Below are 14579 nucleotides of genomic sequence, written 5' to 3'. Positions count from 1 at the left end.
CAAATCGCGCATCGCGGCAGCGGAGTAGCGCTTGGGGCAATCGCGCAGCATCATCGCATTTTGGATCATTCCGCTGGTCGCGTCGATCCTGCTGGCGTCGCTCGCCTTTGTCGACGCCGGCGAAGCTGCTGCCGCGCGAAAGGTCGCAAGAGCCAGTCCAAAACCGTCGCGGCCGGCCAAATGCGAGATGCCGAAATTCAGGATCGTGGTGGATGTCGGGCACACCCCGGATTCATACGGCGCGTTGAGCGCGCGCAATGATCCTGAGTTCGGCTTCAACTTCCGTCTCGCAAGACTCATCACGGCAAGGCTCAAATCCGAGGGTTTTGCCGCCACCCGCCTGCTGGTCACGGACGGCAAGGCGCGGCCGAGCCTGTTCAAGCGCGTCAGTGCCGCGAATGACGGCCGGGCCGATCTGTTGCTGTCGGTCCATCACGATTCGGTGCCGGACAAGCTGCTCGAGAGGTGGGAATTCGACGGCACAAACAGCTATTTCAGCGACCGATTTTCGGGCCACTCGCTGTTCGTGTCGCAACACAATCCGCACTTTGCCACCAGCCTGATGCTGGCGCGGATGATCGGCAGGCAACTGAAAGCGGAGGGCCTGCACTATGCCAGCCAATACAGCCTGCCGGTGATGGGCCGCTACCGGCGCCAGCTGCTCGACAAGGATGTGGGCGTCTATCGCTATGACGGGCTCGTGGTGCTGTCGCGGACGAGGAGCGCCGCAGTCCTGCTCGAGGCCGGCTCGATCATCAACCGCGACGAGGAAATGGAGATGAACTCGCCGGAGCGGCAGGAGGCGGTCGCGGGAGCCGTTGCGGCGGCGCTGAGGAAATTTTGCGAGAGACGGTAGTCCGCTTCACGATCGCAATGATGGAAGTCTACAGTGGCGCGCCCCGATACTCCCGGTTCGCCAAACTCGCTTCCTCCAGATCGAGATCTCGCTCGATCCGTCGCCTTGTCTCGTCGGTGATCTGGCCGTCGCGCAGGAGATCGTGGATGAATTTGCGTTCGGCGACGATCAGCTCGCGGGTCAGCGCGGTGCCGGCGGCGGAGACGTCGTGGTGGGCGGGATCGAGCGAGTCCGGGAGCTGGTTGACGCGGATTTCGTGGCGGGCACGAAGGAGCCGCATGACTTCGTCGGATACCTCCTTCTCCTCGGTCATCGAGTCGAGCGATTTCAGTGCGGCGTCTAGCGCCTGACGGCGTGCGGCGATCTCGGCCTCGTGCTCGGCGACATGCTCGTTGCGGCCGGCTTCCGCAACGCCGAGCCAGCGCACCACCGGCGGCAGCGTCAGGCCGACGCCGATCAGCGTGACGAAGATGACGCCGAAAGCGACGAACAGGATCAGGTCGCGGTACGGAAAGGCCTCGCCGCCCGGCAGCGTGAACGGCAACGCCAGCGCCGCCGCGAGCGACACGGCGCCGCGTACGCCGGTGAAAGCAAGCGTGAACGGCCATTGCCATGGCGGCGACGGATCGCGCTTGCGCAAGCTCTTGCTTAATATCCGCGGCAGATAGATCGCGGGATACAGCCAGACGAAGCGTGCGATGACGATGACCGTCAGGACCACGGCGGTCGCGGTCAGGATGTCGTCGAGTGGAAACGCCTTCGATTTCTCGTAGAGCGCGCGCATCTGGAAGCCGGTGAGCAGGAACAGCAGGCCCTCGATCAGGTAGATGATGAGGTCCCAGAAGAAGATGCCCTGCAGGCGCGTCGCGGACGAGATCAGGAGCGGGCCGTTCCAGCTCACATAGAGGCCGCAGGCGACGGTCGCGATCACGCCGGAGCCGCCGACATGCTCGGGTAGCCAGTAGGAGACGTAGGGCGTGATCAGCGACAGTGTCAGCTCGACCTGCTGATCCCTTGCCCATTTGCGGAAGCGAAGGGAGAGCCAGCCGACGCCGATGCCGAAGGCGATCTCGCCGGCGACGATGAGGACAAACTCGCCGGCCGCCAGCGGCAGTGAAAAATGCCCGACCATGATCGCGGCGAGTGCAAAGCGGTAGAGGATCAGCGCGGTGGCGTCGTTGACGAGCCCTTCACCCTCGAGGATGACCAGGAGCCGGCGCGGCATGTTCAGCCGGCGCGCGATCGCGAGCGGCGCCACCACGTCGGGCGGCGCGACGATGGCGCCCAGCAGGAAGCCGATGGTCCAGGGCAGGCCGATCAGATAATGCGTAGCCGCCGCCACCATCGCCGCGGTGAAGATCACTGCGCCGACGGCGAGAAGCACGATCGGGCGTAGATTTTTCTTGAACTCGCGCCAGCTCATGGCGACGCTCGCAGAGTAGATCAGCGGCGGCAGCACCATCAGCAGCACCAGTTCCGGCGGCAGTTCCACCGGTGGCATGCCCGGCACGAAGGCGAGGCCGACACCAGCCAGCAACAGCAGAATGGCCGGCGCGATATTGAAGCGACGGGCGGCAAGCGCGGTGCCCGCCAGCACCGCGAGCAGCATGAGAAAGGTCTGAAACTGCGCTGTGATCATGGCCTGTCTTGGCCCGGAAGCGGACAGGAGGTCAATGCGGCGCGGCTCAGGCCAGCCGTTCGGCCACCATGCGCCCGATGCGGGCGAACGCGGCCTCGATCTGCGCCGGGTTCGGCGTGCCGCCCTGGGTATAGGCCGCGATCAGGATCGGCGTTTCCGGCTTGGTGTCGGCTCTGGGCCAGGCGACCGCGATATCGCCCGAAGCGTCCTTGCCATTGTTGCCGGTCTTGTCGCCGATCTTCCAGTTTGCGGGGAGCCCACCACGCAGCCGGTTCGCGCCGGTCTTGCAGCCCACCATCCATTCGGTGAGCCGGGCGCGTGAAGCCGGCGACAGTGCTTCGCCCAGCACCAACCGGCGCAGGTTCCCCGCCATTGCCGCGGGCGTCGTGGTGTCCCGGGAATCGCCGGGCGGCGAGCGGTTGAGCTCGGGCTCGTTGTGGTCGAGCCGCGAGGTGGTGTCGCCGATCGATCGCCAGAACGCCGTGAGCACGGCGGGACCGCCAATCCGCGCCAGCAGCAGATTGGCGCAGGTGTTGTCGCTGAGCTCGACGATCGCCTTGCACATGTCGGCGACCGACATCGCGCCGGCCGCAAGATTTTGTTTGGCGACCGGCGCATACTCCAGGAGGTCGGCCTGACCGTAAGAAATCATGGCTGCAAGCCGCTCCTCGCCGCGATCGACCCGCGCCAGCACGCAGGCAGCGAGCGAGGCCTTGAATGTCGAGCACATGACGAACCGCTCGTCGGCGCGCCATGCTAGCTTTGCACCGGTGGCCAGATTTTCCGCATAGACCCCGATCCGCCCGCCGCTCTCGCGTTCATAGGCCGCGAGTTCCGGCGGCGCGTCAGCCGCCAGCACGGGAGAGACGGCCATCCAGCCGAGTGAGGCGAGCAGGGAGCGGCGATCGAGAAGCATCGGGGGACCTTGGGGCAAGTGGACGCGAAGAGATACATCCCGCGCTCCATCCCATCGTCATTGCGAGGAGCGAAGCGACGAAGCAATCCAGTCCATCTCCGCGGAAAGATTCTGGATTGCTTCGCTACGCTCGCAATGACGGAGAATGAGGAACGAGTGGGTTCGATTTCAGGCAGCGGAAGGTTGAGTCCCCCTCACTCCCTCAGGTCGTACCGGTACGACTTCGACACGATCTGCCAGCCGTCAGCGAGCTTCATCGCGACCAGATAGTCGGTGAAATAGCGCGGCGGCAGCTGGCATCTGACCTTGATGAAGGCGGTCTTGTCGTCCGAGCGATCGATGGTGACGATGAAGTCCTCGCGCGGCTTGCCTTCGGCCTTGCCGGAGGGGCGCTTGCGCACGCGATCGAGCCAATCCGGCACGGTCAACACCTGGAGCTCGCCCTTCTCGACCCAGCGCAGATCGGCCGAGGGATGGAAGATGGCGCCGAGCTTCTCGGCGTCGCCCTCATACAGGCCATCGAAATAGGATTGCACGACGGCTTCGACACTCGAACGATTCTGGCTCATGGGTCATCCCTTTGATCGATGGCTTTGATTGATGGCTTGTGATTGATGGCTTGGGCCGAATTTAGTCGTACGCATCAAAATGCGCTATGGGTGTGTCAGCCGTTTGAGTGAAGGCAGCGCCATGACCGCATCAGAAAATTCGAACGTTCGTATCCTGATCGGCGAATGCTATTGCCGCACCGTGCGCTTCGAGGTCGCCGACGAATTCTCCTATGCGTTGAACTGCCATTGCTCGAACTGCCGTCGCACCACCGGCGCGGCGTTCAAGCCGTTCGCCGGCATCGCGCACGATAAGCTCCGCATCGTCCAGGGCGGGGACCAGAGGATGATTTTCGGCGACGATACCACCCATAACGCCCAGTGTGCCCGGTGCGGCTCGCTGCTCTATTCCCGGGTGCGCGAGGGGAAATGGGTCCATGTCGCCATGGGAACCCTGGTCGATACCCCCTCGATCCGGCCGAGCGCCCACATTTTCGTGGGCTCGAAGGCGCCCTGGCATGAAATTACGGACGATCTGCCGCAATATCGGGAGCACATCGGGGGTGCCTGAGGACCCCGGTTCGTCCGCCTTTGCCGACGAACCGCGGCCGCGCTGGCGCGACAAACAAAAGGGGCCGTTCGTCCCGCCGTCGCCATCGCTTTCGTGACCTCCATCACAAGCGCCGGTGGCGGATCCTGCTAAAGCGGTCTCCAAGGGCTCGAAAAGCCCCGAACCTTCGGAAGTCGTGTCATGCGCAATCTGCTCAGACTTTGTCCGCTTCTCCTCGTCCTCGTGCTGCTGCTGGGCGCCGGGCCCGCTTTCGCCGGCAAGCGCGTCGCGCTGGTGCTCGCCAACTCGGCCTATCAGCACGCGCCGTCGCTCGCCAACCCCGTCAATGACGGTTCGGTGATGGCAAAGACGCTGAAGGAGGCCGGCTTCGATGTCGTCGATTCCCGGCACGATTTATCGGCGCTGGATACGCGACGGGTGCTGCGCGACTTCGCGGATGCAACCCGCGATGCCGACATCGCCGTGGTCTACTATGCCGGTCACGGCATCGAGGTCGAAGGCTCCAACTATCTGATCCCTGTTGACGCCAAGCTCGAGCGCGACACCGACGTGTACGACGAGGCGCTGTCGCTCGATCGCATCCTGGTCGCGGTCGAGCCCGCAAAGCAGCTTCGCCTGGTGATCCTGGACGCCTGCCGCGACAATCCTTTCGGCAAGAGGATGAAGCGCACGGTCGCCTCGCGCAGTATCGGCCGGGGCCTAGCCCAGGTCGAGCCGTCCAGCCCCAACACCCTGATCGCCTATTCGGCCAAGGCCGGCTTCACGGCGCAGGACGGCGACGGCGCCAACAGCCCGTTTACCGTTGCGCTGTCGAAGCATTTGACGACGCCGGGCCTCGATGTCCGCCGCGCCTTCGGCTACGTGCGTGACGACGTGCTCAAGTCGACCGGGAACAAGCAGGAGCCGTTTGTCTATGGCTCGCTCGGCGGTGAAGACGTGCCGCTGGTGCCGGTCAAGGTGGCGGCTACGGCTCCGGCGGCTTCGGTCGCGAACCCGCAGGCCGACATCCGCCGCGACTACGAGCTCGCGCTGCAGGTCGGCAACAAGGCGGCATGGGATGCCTTCCTCGCCCAGCATCCCGATGGTTTCTATGCGAGCCTTGCCAAGCTCCAGGTCGAGAAGATTGGCGCCGAGCAGGCTCATGCCGCGGCGATCGCGAAGGCGAAGCAGGCCGAGGCCGAGCGCGACCGCCTCGCCGCCCTCGGCGCGCAGAAAGATGCGCAAACCAAGGCTGCCGCCGATGCGAAAGCCGCCGAGCAGGCGCAGCTTGCTGCGCAGAAGGCCAAGGAACAGGCGCAGCAGCAGGCGGCCGCCGCCGAGCAGCAGCGTGTCAACCTCGCCACCGCGGCGCCGGGCGCTGCTCCGGCCACCACGGCAAGCCCTACCGGCACCAACGTCGCGTCACTGACGCCTGCGACTGCACCGGCCGATCTCAGCCGCTCGGTGCAGACCGAGCTCGGCCGCGTCGGTTGTTTCTCCGGGCAGGCGGATGGCAATTGGAATACGTCCTCGCAGCGGTCGCTGTCGCAGTTCAACCGCTATGCCGGCACCAAGCTCGACGTGAAAGTGGCGAGCACCGACGCGCTCGACACCGTCAAGGCCAAGCCGTCGCGCGTCTGTCCGCTGGTGTGCGAGCACGGCTTCAAGGCCGACGGCGACAAATGCAGCAAGATCGTCTGCCGCGAGGGCTATGCGGTCAACGACGACAATGAGTGCGAGAAGCAGCGTGCGTCCAAGCCGGCCAAGCCAGCGACCGCGAAGCGCGACGATGGCGATGAGCGTCCCGCGCGGCAGCGTCGTCAGTCCGGGGGCGTGGCTGCGGGCGCGGCGGGTGGCTATGGTGCCGCGGCCGGCATTGCGGCTGCGACCGGTACGCGCCGCGCGACGAGCGGCGGGCAGGTCTTCTGCAACAACGCCGGCTGTCGTCCGGTCAATCGCGGCTGCCGTCTCGAATATCGCGGCGGCGGCGGCCCGGGCAATGATGCCAATGCCGAGGTGTGTTACTGACAAACGTGTCGCCACATGGTCGTCCTGGCGAAAGCCAGGACGGCCGCCGAGACGCTAAGTCGCAATCGCACTCGCCGCGATGTTCACCGTCAGCGCCAGCAGGGCCGTGTTGTAGATAAAGGACACGATACCGTGCGCCGTCGCGGTACGGCGGATGGTCTTGTCGGTGATGCCGACGTCGGAGACCTGGGCGGTCATGCCGATCACGAACGAGAAGTAGACGAAATCCCAGTAGTCGGGCTGGTCTTCCTTGCCACCGCTCGGAAACTGAAGGCCGCGTGCCGTGCCGTGGCGATAATAGTCGTGCGCGTAATGCAGCGCGAAGGTCGTGTGCACGGCAGCCCAGGACAGCGCGATGGTGGCGATCGCGATCGTCAGTTCGAGGGCACCGCGATGCGGTGTGCCGAGCTCAGAAACGATCGCCGCGATGCTGGCGAAGGCGCCGGTCGCAGTCACCAGCAGGATCACGAAGCGGCCGTCGTCCTGCATCGCGGCGGCGCGACGGATGTGCTGATCGTCGTTGCACAGCATCATCGCATAGACAAGCACGAGATAGACCGCGATCAGCGCGTCCCATCCGAACAAGAGGCGTGTCACCGGACGGTGCGTGCCCGGCAGCAGCAGGCAGACGAGAATGCCGACAGCGAGCGCGATGAACGTTCGCGGCCGTGCATAAAGTAGCCGCATCGGCCGCGACATCTGCCGGAAGCGGACGAGGACGGGATCCTCTTTGCCGCCGGCCGCCATCGTCGCGCGTCAGTTCTTCCGTTCGGCGACGAAGCGCGCGGCGGCCTGCAGCACGGCGGCGTGGTCGCCGAAGATCGACACGGCGCTGTCCGCCCGCGCGAGCAGATCGCGCACGCGCTGCTTGGCGCCTTCGATACCGAGCTGGGTGACGAAGGTGGTCTTGCCGAGCGCGGCATCGGCGCCGGCCGGCTTGCCGAGTGCAGCCGCATCGCCTTCGACGTCGAGCAGATCGTCGGCGATCTGGAAGGCTTCGCCGAGCGCGCGGCCGTAATCGTCGAGCGCCTGATATTCCTTCTGTGAGGCCTGGCCGAGGAGGGCACCGGCGATGCAGCCGTAGCGCAGCAGCGCGCCGGTCTTCATCTGCTGGATGCGCGCGACGTCGATCGGCTCGTTACCGCCAAAGCGGCCTTCGCCGGCGAGGTCGAGGATCTGGCCGCCGACCATGCCGCCGATCCCGGCGCAGCGCGCCAGCGCGCGCGTCAGCAGGAGGCGCACATTGGCGTCGCGATGGATCTCGTCGCGGGTGACGATGTCGAAGGCGAGCGTCAGCAGGCCGTCGCCGGCGAGGATCGCGGTCGCGTCATCGGTCTTCTTGTGCAGGGTGGGACGGCCGCGACGCAGGTCGGAATTGTCCATCGCCGGCAGATCGTCGTGGATCAGCGAATAGCAGTGGATGCACTCGAGCGCAGCGCCCACGAGCAACGCCGCTTCACGGGAAACACCGAACACGGCGGCACTTTCGACCACCAGGAACGGCCGCAGACGCTTGCCGCCGTTGAGGCTCGAATAGCGCATTGCGTCCATCAGTCGCTTGGGCCGGGCGATCTCGTCGTGCAGGATGTCGTCCGACAGCAGGCGCCCGAGCAGGGCCTCGGTGTCATCAGCGGTCTTGTCCAGACGTTTGGCGAAATCGGACGGGGACGTGCCGGTCATCAAGAAGGGCTCCAGAACTAAAATTCGGCGGACAATCCTTTATGCGCCCGTCTCAGTCAATCGTTTGGAAGGCCTAAAAAGTGCTGGAAAAGACCCGAATAATCACAGACTTAATGGCCCAGCCGTGGCCGTGTTTCATTTTGCGCCGGAAAGGTCGATTTGCGCATCGTTAAAATCCTTCTCCTGGTGCTCGTGGTCGTCGCTCTCGCGCCCTATGTGATCGCGCCGTTCTACCGCGCCGGCCATCCGGTTTCGACGCTGATGGCCTGGCGCACGCTCCGGGGCGCGCCGATGCAGAGGCAATGGATCGATCTGGCGGCGATGTCGCCCTATCTGCCGCGCGCGGTGGTGGCGGCCGAGGATGCGCATTTCTGCAAGCATCACGGGATCGATTGGGGTGCGCTGCGCGAGGCGATTGACGACGCGCAGGAGGACGGCACGCCGTTTCGGGGCGCTTCCACCATCACCCAGCAGGTCGCAAAGAACCTTTTCCTCTGGCAGGGGCGGGATTTCGTCCGCAAGGCATTGGAATTCCCGCTGGCGCTTTGGATCGACCTCGTCCTGCCCAAGCAGCGAATCCTGGAGATTTACCTCAACATCGCCGAGCTCGGCCCGCAGGGGCAATTTGGCGTCGAGGCGGCCAGCGCCTATGCCTTTGGCAAGTCGGCCGCCAGCCTTTCCGCCCGGGACGCCGCGCTTCTGGCCTCGATCCTGCCAAATCCGGTCAAACGCAGTGCCCGGAGCCCTGGCCCGGGCGTCCGGCGGCTGGCCGCGACCTATATGGCGAGGGGGCAGGCGAGCTCGCTTGCGACCTGCTGGCGGGAAAATCGCTGATTTCGGGCCCATTCCGGGCGTATTTTCCGGCCCAAGAGCCTAGCTTTACGGCCAGCCTTCCTCTATAAGCCCGGCCTTGATCGGCATTCAGCTCGCCTCGTATTGCGGGTGCTGAGCCGTCCCTTCGCGGACGATGCCCTGATGACACCAATCCCTAGAGGATATTGAAATGGCCGTTCCGAGAAGAAAAACCTCGCCGTCGCGCCGTGGCATGCGCCGCTCGGCAGACGCCATCAAGAAGCCGACCTATGTGGAAGACAGGGACTCCGGCGAGCTCCGTCGTCCGCACCATCTCGACCTCAAGACCGGCATGTATAAGGGCCGCCAGGTCCTGAAGAAGAAAGAGTCCTGAAGCAGGACCTTTCTTCAGGTAGGATGATTTCGCCTGCCTGGCTTCGGCCAACCCATGAGATAGACAGTGACGGCGGCGGAGCAAATGTTTCGCCGCCGCATTGTCCTGTCCGGATATCTTGATCGAGAAGGCGCTTTGCCGATGGTCGGTTTCCCGCTGCTCCTGATTCCGCTCGCGGTCTACAACATCATCGCCTTCCTGATGCCGACGGTGTCCTTTACGGACGTCCTGTTCAAGGTGCCGATGGTGTCCGGCGAGGTCTGGCCGGTCACGCTCGCCGATCTCCTGCTCGCGCTCGGCGTGGTGCTGCTGCTGCTCGAAGTGGTCAAGGGTGCGCGGCCCGGCTCCAAGTTCCTGATGGATCATTTGCTGTCGCTGATCGTCTTCGGCGCCGCCGCCGCCGAATTCGTGATGTGGCCCAAATTCGGCAACTCCACCTATTTCCTGCTGGTGCTGCTCGCGATGGCCGACTTTTTCGCCGGCATCGCCCAGCGCACGCGCCGTCGTGTCACCTATGTCGCCGAGACGACGGTGGCGGCGCCACGCAAGGCCAAGCGCCAGGCCGACGCTCCGGTGGAGGATGCGGCATCGGAGCGCAAGTTCGAGCCGGTGATTGCACCGCGGCCGGCTCCGGTCGAGCCGCCCGCACCCTCGGCACAATCCGTCGCCGAGTCCGTGCTTAAGGATCATCCTGCACCAAAGCCGGTGCAAGGCGCGCCGTCACCGGAAATTCCCTCGCCGCATCTTCAGCCGGGCAATGGCACGCCGCCGTCTCCCGACGCGCCGCCGCGCTGACCAGCCTCAGGCCACCTGCCGTGTCCGTGCGGTGACGCTTTGCAGCGGGCGTTTGCTGCCATAGGCCATCTGCGCATCTTCGGAAGAGGCACGGCGGAGCCGGCGCGTCTCGGGCAAATGCTCGGCGTTGGCGATCAGCTGGGTGACGAAACCGGGATCGGGCCGCGGTAGCGGCATTTTGTGGACCCACGCAAGCGTCGGCAGCATCGGCACGAGGTCCGTGCCCGTGCCGTTGTCCGCTCCGTCCAGTCGATCAGTACCCAACATCGCTCATCACCGTTGATCCGGGAGCCTGTCGCGTTTCGGGACGCCGGCGCCGGTGCGTGTCAGTACTCGCAAGGCCTATGCCGGCCGAGCCTATTTGGTTCCTGGCCGCGTTGGAAACGTGGTTTCCAAATTGTTTATGAACTTTGCCTAGGGTCAGGGGCGAATCTGGCTTTATCCTGTGCCGGCTCAGGACTTCCCGCTGTCCCGAAATGAGGCGATTTTGACCCCCGCATTGCCGCAAGCCTCCGACATCCTGGCCGCGCTCGGCCAAGCCGTGTTTGCCTGGGACATCGCCAGCGACGTCATCGTCTGGAGTGAGCAGGTCAGCGCCGTTTTCCCGGACATTCCCGCCGAGCGGCTCGCCACCGGGGCCGAGTTCGCCAAGCTGATCGAGCCCGCGCAGACGCTGCGGACCGCGGCGCTGGCGCAGACGTCCGCCGTGCATGGCGCCGACGGAACGCCCTATCGGGTCGAGTACGGCGTACGCATGAGTGCCTCCGATCCTGTGGTCTGGGTCGAGGAGACCGGCCGCTGGTTTGCCGGGCCCGATGGACGGCCCACGCGCGCGGTCGGCTCCGTCCGCATCAACAATGAGCGTCATGCCCGCGACGAGGAACTGACCAAGCTGGCCCGGCTCGATCCGCTGACCGGCGAGCTCAACCGCTCCCATCTGATCGCGGCGCTGGCCGAGGCGATCGAGGAGACGACCCGCTTCCGCTCGACCGCGGCCTTCATGCTGGTCGGCATCGATCATCTCGCCCGCGTCAACGACGCCTTCGGCTTCGACGTCGCCGATGCCGTGATCCTCGACGTCGCCAGGCGCATTCGCGCGCGCTTGCGCGGCGGCGACGTGCTCGGCCGCTTCTCCGGCAACAAGTTCGGCTTGATCCTGAAGAATTGCACCGTCGACGACATGAACGTCGCCGCCGAGCGCTTCCTCGCCGGCATCCGCGACGAGGTGATGCCGACGAAATCCGGCCCGGTCTCGGTCACCGCGTCGATCGGCGCGGTCAGCGTGCCACGCTATGCCCGCAACACCGATGAGGCCGTCAACCGCGCCCATGAGACGCTGGATGCCGCCAAGCGCCGCCGTGTCGGCTCGTTCGCCGCGTGGCGCCCGGATGCAGCGCGCGACGCGCAGCGCCGCGTCAATATCCGCGTCACCGACGAGATCGTCACCGCGCTGAACGAACGCCGCATCAAGCTCGCCTATGAGCCGGTGGTCGCGGCCGCCTCGCGCGAACGTGCGTTCCACGAGTGCCTGGTGCGGATGGACCAGGGCAACGGCCAGGTGCTGCTCGCACCCGACATCGTGCCCGTCGCCGAACGGCTCGGCCTGATTCGCCTGGTCGATCACCGCGTGCTTGAGCTCGTGGTCGCCGAGCTCGCGGCCGCGCCCGACATCTGCCTCAGCCTCAACATCTCGCCGGATACGACGATGGATCCGGACTGGTGGGCGGGAATCGAATCGCTGATGCAGGCCCATCCCGGCGTTGCCGAGCGGCTGATCGTCGAGATCACCGAGACGGTTGCGATTCAGGACATCGACGATGTCCGCGCCTTCGTCGGCCGGCTCAAGCATTTCGGCAGCCGCATCGCCATCGACGATTTCGGTGCCGGCTACACCTCGTTCCGCAATTTGCGCAAGCTCGGCGTGGATATCGTGAAGATCGACGGTGCCTTCGTGCAGAACGTCACCCGGTCCGCCGACGACCGTGCTTTCGTGCAGACCCTGATCGATCTTGCGCGGCGCCTCGACATCAAGACGGTCGCCGAATGGGTGCAGGACGAAGAAGCCGCAAGCATGCTGCGCGACTGGGGTTGCGATTACATCCAGGGCCGCCTGATCGGGCTTGCATCAGCCGAGCGGCCATGGGGCGCCGCGCCGGACAGCGTGCTGCCTGCGGCGGGGTGATGGATCGTATGGTGGGTTGGCCGAAGGCGTAACCCACCCTTCCACTATTCGCGTCGAGAGACGCGGTGGATTACGCCCCCGTCACGCGCCCTCGTCCAGCGCCACCAGCTCCCGCTTCTTGCGCAGCGCCGGCAGCAGCGGTGCGATCAGCAGCACCATTGCGAGCGCGAGGCACGCTGCCGAGATCGGCCGCTGCACGAAGGTCCAGAGATCGCCCTGCGACAGGATCAGCGACTTGCGCAGATTGTTCTCCAGCATTGGACCGAGCACGAAGGCGAGCACCAGCGGTGCAGGCTCGTAGCCGAGCTTGCGCATGAAATAGCCGATGATGCCGAATGCGATCATCACATAGACGTCGAATACGTTGTTGCTCGAGCAATAGACGCCCAGGATCGTGAACAGGATGATCAGCGGGAACAGGATGTTGTAGGGCAATTTGAGCAGCTGCACCCACATGCCGATCATCGGCAAATTGAGGATCAGCAGCATGACGTTGCCGATATACATGCTGGCGACGATGCCCCAGAACAGACCGGGGTTCTGCGTGATCATCAGCGGTCCCGGTTGCAGGCCGTGGATCACGAACGCGCCGAGCAGCAATGCCATCACCACGTTTGGCGGGATGCCCAGCGTCATCAGTGGAATGAAGGCGCCGCCGGCCGCCGCGTTGTTGGCGGATTCGGGGCCTGCGACACCTTCGATCGCGCCATGGCCGAACCGCTCCGGCGTTTTCGACAGTCGCTTCTCCAGCGCATAGGACGCGAACGAGGCCACGACCGCGCCGCCGCCCGGCAGGATGCCGAGCAGGAAGCCCATCAGCGTGCCGCGCGCGACCGGGCCGGCGCTCGCCTGCCAGTCGGACTGGGTGGGAAGCAGCTGCGTGATCTTCGCGTTGATGATGTCGCGTTTGATGGCCTGCTCGGTGTTGAGCAGCACTTCGGCGACGCCGAACAGGCCCATCACGACGGGCACGAGCCCGATACCGTCGATCAGCTCCATGCGGCCGAAGGTGAGGCGCGGCTGTGCGGTGATGCTGTCGAGCCCGACCAGGCCGAGCACGACGCCGACACATGCCATCAGCAGCGCCTTCGGCATCGAGCCCTGGGTCAGGAAGGTGAGCACGACGAGGCCGAGCACCATCAGGCTGAAATACTCGGCCGGGCCGAACGCGATCGCGATACTGGCGAGCTTCGGCGCCACCAGCATCAAGGCGATCAGCGCAAAGGTCCCGGCGATGAACGAGCCGAAGGCGGAGATGCCGAGCGCTGGGCCCGCGCGACCCTGCTTGGCCATCTGATGGCCGTCGATGCAGGTGACGACGGAGGCGGCTTCGCCGGGTATGTTGACCAGGATCGAGGTGGTCGAGCCGCCATACATCGAGCCGTAATAGATGCCGGCCATCATGATGATGCCGGATTCCGGCGTGCCCGAGAGCGTCACGGGCAGCAGCAGCGACATCGCCGAAATCGGACCGATGCCCGGCAGCACGCCGACCAGCGTGCCGATGAAGACGCCGATGAAGCAATAGAGGAGGTTGATCCCGGTCAGCGCGACGCCGAAGCCATGCGCGACATTGGCAAGTGTATCCATGCGGTCAGCCGATCCCGAACAGGCCCGAGGGGAGCTGGATCAAGAGAAGCCGCTTGAGCACCCACCACATGCCCAGGGGCACCAGCACGGCAATCGGGACCGCCAGCGTCCAGCGCACGGGATCGATCAGCCGCAACAACAGCAGCATCAGCGGGATCGACGAGAGCAGGAATCCCAGCGGCTCCAGCGCGACAGAGAATGCGGCGAGGCAGCCGATGACGAGAAGCGGCTTGCCCCAGCGCGCATTTTCCCAGCGCGACGCCAGCGTCGGCCCGCCTTCGGTGATGGCGGAGATGATGATGGAGAACGCGAACACGCAGATCAGGATGCCCGTGTAGAACATCACGTAGCCGGAGCCGGGATCGTTGATGGTGCCGAGCTTCAGCTTGAGCCCCTGCCAGATCACGAAACCGCCGAGTGCGAGGCCGATCAATCCGCCCCAGAGTTCGGAGTTGTTGAGGCGGAGCTTGACGTTGGTGTGGTTGTTCATCGACGCTTTCTCGGCCGTTCCCCGGACGCTGCGCAGCAGCCATAAGTGCGTTTTACGCACGTCTTCAACGTTCTATGGCGGTGCGCTGCAGATCCGCGGTCTCATGGTGGCAAAGGTAG

Annotated in this window: 15 protein-coding genes; 7 read left to right on the top strand and 8 right to left on the bottom strand. The window is 65.1% G+C overall.

The annotated features are described in order from the left end of the window. Window positions 1-31 precede the first annotated feature (31 nt). Entirely contained in the window at window positions 32-856 is an 825-nt protein-coding gene (locus tag HAP40_RS36450; RefSeq protein WP_166812194.1) for an N-acetylmuramoyl-L-alanine amidase, read from the top strand. 28 nt (window positions 857-884) lie between these two features. Here the strand turns inward: HAP40_RS36450 and HAP40_RS36445 are convergent, their stop codons facing one another. The 3 genes from HAP40_RS36445 to HAP40_RS36435 all read right to left on the bottom strand — a co-directional run bounded on the left by HAP40_RS36445 (window position 885) and on the right by HAP40_RS36435 (window position 3980). Beyond that, the gene (locus HAP40_RS36445; RefSeq protein WP_246741214.1) at window positions 885-2495 is read right to left on the bottom strand and encodes a Na+/H+ antiporter; all 1611 of its coding nucleotides are present in this window, start codon (window positions 2493-2495) and stop codon (window positions 885-887) included. 46 nt (window positions 2496-2541) lie between these two features. Beyond that, complete coding sequence (gene bla, locus HAP40_RS36440; RefSeq protein WP_166812196.1) at window positions 2542-3411, bottom strand: class A beta-lactamase; 870 nt, start codon at window positions 3409-3411, stop codon at window positions 2542-2544. Between the two features lie 194 nt (window positions 3412-3605). Beyond that, window positions 3606-3980: a nuclear transport factor 2 family protein gene (locus HAP40_RS36435; RefSeq protein WP_008540543.1), complete on the bottom strand. Its 375-nt coding sequence runs from the start codon at window positions 3978-3980 to the stop codon at window positions 3606-3608. Window positions 3981-4101: 121 nt separating this feature from the next. On the opposite strand from HAP40_RS36435, the gene HAP40_RS36430 reads away from it, so the two are divergent. After that, window positions 4102-4530 carry a GFA family protein gene (locus HAP40_RS36430; protein WP_166812198.1) on the top strand — a complete coding sequence of 143 codons (429 nt, stop codon included), beginning with the start codon at window positions 4102-4104 and terminating at the stop codon, window positions 4528-4530. A gap of 180 nt (window positions 4531-4710) precedes the next feature. Then, window positions 4711-6537, top strand: a complete 1827-nt coding sequence (locus HAP40_RS36425) for a caspase family protein (protein ID WP_166812200.1) — start codon at window positions 4711-4713, stop codon at window positions 6535-6537. Window positions 6538-6591: 54 nt separating this feature from the next. Here HAP40_RS36425 and HAP40_RS36420 read toward each other — a convergent pair whose 3' ends face one another. Beyond that, entirely contained in the window at window positions 6592-7284 is a 693-nt protein-coding gene (locus HAP40_RS36420) for a DUF1345 domain-containing protein (RefSeq protein ID WP_166812202.1), read from the bottom strand. A 9-nt stretch (window positions 7285-7293) separates the two neighbouring features. Continuing rightward, complete coding sequence (locus tag HAP40_RS36415) at window positions 7294-8217, bottom strand: polyprenyl synthetase family protein (protein WP_166812204.1); 924 nt, start codon at window positions 8215-8217, stop codon at window positions 7294-7296. A 159-nt stretch (window positions 8218-8376) separates the two neighbouring features. Here HAP40_RS36415 and mtgA point away from each other — a divergent pair, with 159 nt between their 5' ends. The 3 genes from mtgA (at window position 8377) to HAP40_RS36400 (ending at window position 10198) form a co-directional block, all read left to right on the top strand. Continuing rightward, complete coding sequence (gene mtgA / locus HAP40_RS36410; protein ID WP_166812206.1) at window positions 8377-9051, top strand: monofunctional biosynthetic peptidoglycan transglycosylase; 675 nt, start codon at window positions 8377-8379, stop codon at window positions 9049-9051. A 169-nt stretch (window positions 9052-9220) separates the two neighbouring features. Then, entirely contained in the window at window positions 9221-9403 is a 183-nt protein-coding gene (rpmF, locus tag HAP40_RS36405; RefSeq protein ID WP_166812208.1) for a 50S ribosomal protein L32, read from the top strand. A 141-nt stretch (window positions 9404-9544) separates the two neighbouring features. After that, on the top strand, window positions 9545-10198 hold the full coding sequence (locus tag HAP40_RS36400; protein WP_166812210.1) for a hypothetical protein: 654 nt from the start codon (window positions 9545-9547) through the stop codon (window positions 10196-10198). Window positions 10199-10204: 6 nt separating this feature from the next. Here the strand turns inward: HAP40_RS36400 and HAP40_RS36395 are convergent, their stop codons facing one another. Further along, the gene (locus tag HAP40_RS36395) at window positions 10205-10465 is read right to left on the bottom strand and encodes a hypothetical protein (protein WP_166812212.1); all 261 of its coding nucleotides are present in this window, start codon (window positions 10463-10465) and stop codon (window positions 10205-10207) included. A 220-nt stretch (window positions 10466-10685) separates the two neighbouring features. On the opposite strand from HAP40_RS36395, the gene HAP40_RS36390 reads away from it, so the two are divergent. Beyond that, window positions 10686-12380, top strand: coding sequence for a bifunctional diguanylate cyclase/phosphodiesterase (locus HAP40_RS36390; RefSeq protein WP_166812214.1), 1695 nt, complete (start codon window positions 10686-10688; stop codon window positions 12378-12380). Between the two features lie 81 nt (window positions 12381-12461). Here HAP40_RS36390 and HAP40_RS36385 read toward each other — a convergent pair whose 3' ends face one another. Together HAP40_RS36385 and HAP40_RS36380 are read right to left on the bottom strand one after the other, a co-directional pair. Further along, window positions 12462-13970: a tripartite tricarboxylate transporter permease gene (locus HAP40_RS36385; protein ID WP_166812216.1), complete on the bottom strand. Its 1509-nt coding sequence runs from the start codon at window positions 13968-13970 to the stop codon at window positions 12462-12464. 4 nt (window positions 13971-13974) lie between these two features. Further along, the gene (locus tag HAP40_RS36380; protein ID WP_166812218.1) at window positions 13975-14460 is read right to left on the bottom strand and encodes a tripartite tricarboxylate transporter TctB family protein; all 486 of its coding nucleotides are present in this window, start codon (window positions 14458-14460) and stop codon (window positions 13975-13977) included. Window positions 14461-14579: the final 119 nt, after the last annotated feature.

It is taken from the genome of Bradyrhizobium sp. 1(2017) (assembly GCF_011602485.2).
In the GTDB taxonomy this organism is placed as follows: domain Bacteria; phylum Pseudomonadota; class Alphaproteobacteria; order Rhizobiales; family Xanthobacteraceae; genus Bradyrhizobium.
The sequence above is the reverse complement of the archived record's forward strand: the minus strand, read 5'-3'. Positions and strand labels throughout refer to the sequence as shown.

Coding starts and splice junctions, on each gene's coding strand:
- rpmF (WP_166812208.1), top strand. CDS start 9,221: ATGGCCGTTCCGAGAAGAAAAACCTCGCCGTCGCGCCGTGGCATGCGC.
- HAP40_RS36420 (WP_166812202.1), bottom strand. CDS start 7,284: ATGGCGGCCGGCGGCAAAGAGGATCCCGTCCTCGTCCGCTTCCGGCAG.
- HAP40_RS36395 (WP_166812212.1), bottom strand. CDS start 10,465: ATGTTGGGTACTGATCGACTGGACGGAGCGGACAACGGCACGGGCACG.
- HAP40_RS36425 (WP_166812200.1), top strand. CDS start 4,711: ATGCGCAATCTGCTCAGACTTTGTCCGCTTCTCCTCGTCCTCGTGCTG.
- HAP40_RS36380 (WP_166812218.1), bottom strand. CDS start 14,460: ATGAACAACCACACCAACGTCAAGCTCCGCCTCAACAACTCCGAACTC.
- bla (WP_166812196.1), bottom strand. CDS start 3,411: ATGCTTCTCGATCGCCGCTCCCTGCTCGCCTCACTCGGCTGGATGGCC.
- HAP40_RS36415 (WP_166812204.1), bottom strand. CDS start 8,217: ATGACCGGCACGTCCCCGTCCGATTTCGCCAAACGTCTGGACAAGACC.
- HAP40_RS36435 (WP_008540543.1), bottom strand. CDS start 3,980: ATGAGCCAGAATCGTTCGAGTGTCGAAGCCGTCGTGCAATCCTATTTC.
- HAP40_RS36385 (WP_166812216.1), bottom strand. CDS start 13,970: ATGGATACACTTGCCAATGTCGCGCATGGCTTCGGCGTCGCGCTGACC.
- HAP40_RS36400 (WP_166812210.1), top strand. CDS start 9,545: ATGGTCGGTTTCCCGCTGCTCCTGATTCCGCTCGCGGTCTACAACATC.
- HAP40_RS36445 (WP_246741214.1), bottom strand. CDS start 2,495: ATGATCACAGCGCAGTTTCAGACCTTTCTCATGCTGCTCGCGGTGCTG.
- HAP40_RS36430 (WP_166812198.1), top strand. CDS start 4,102: ATGACCGCATCAGAAAATTCGAACGTTCGTATCCTGATCGGCGAATGC.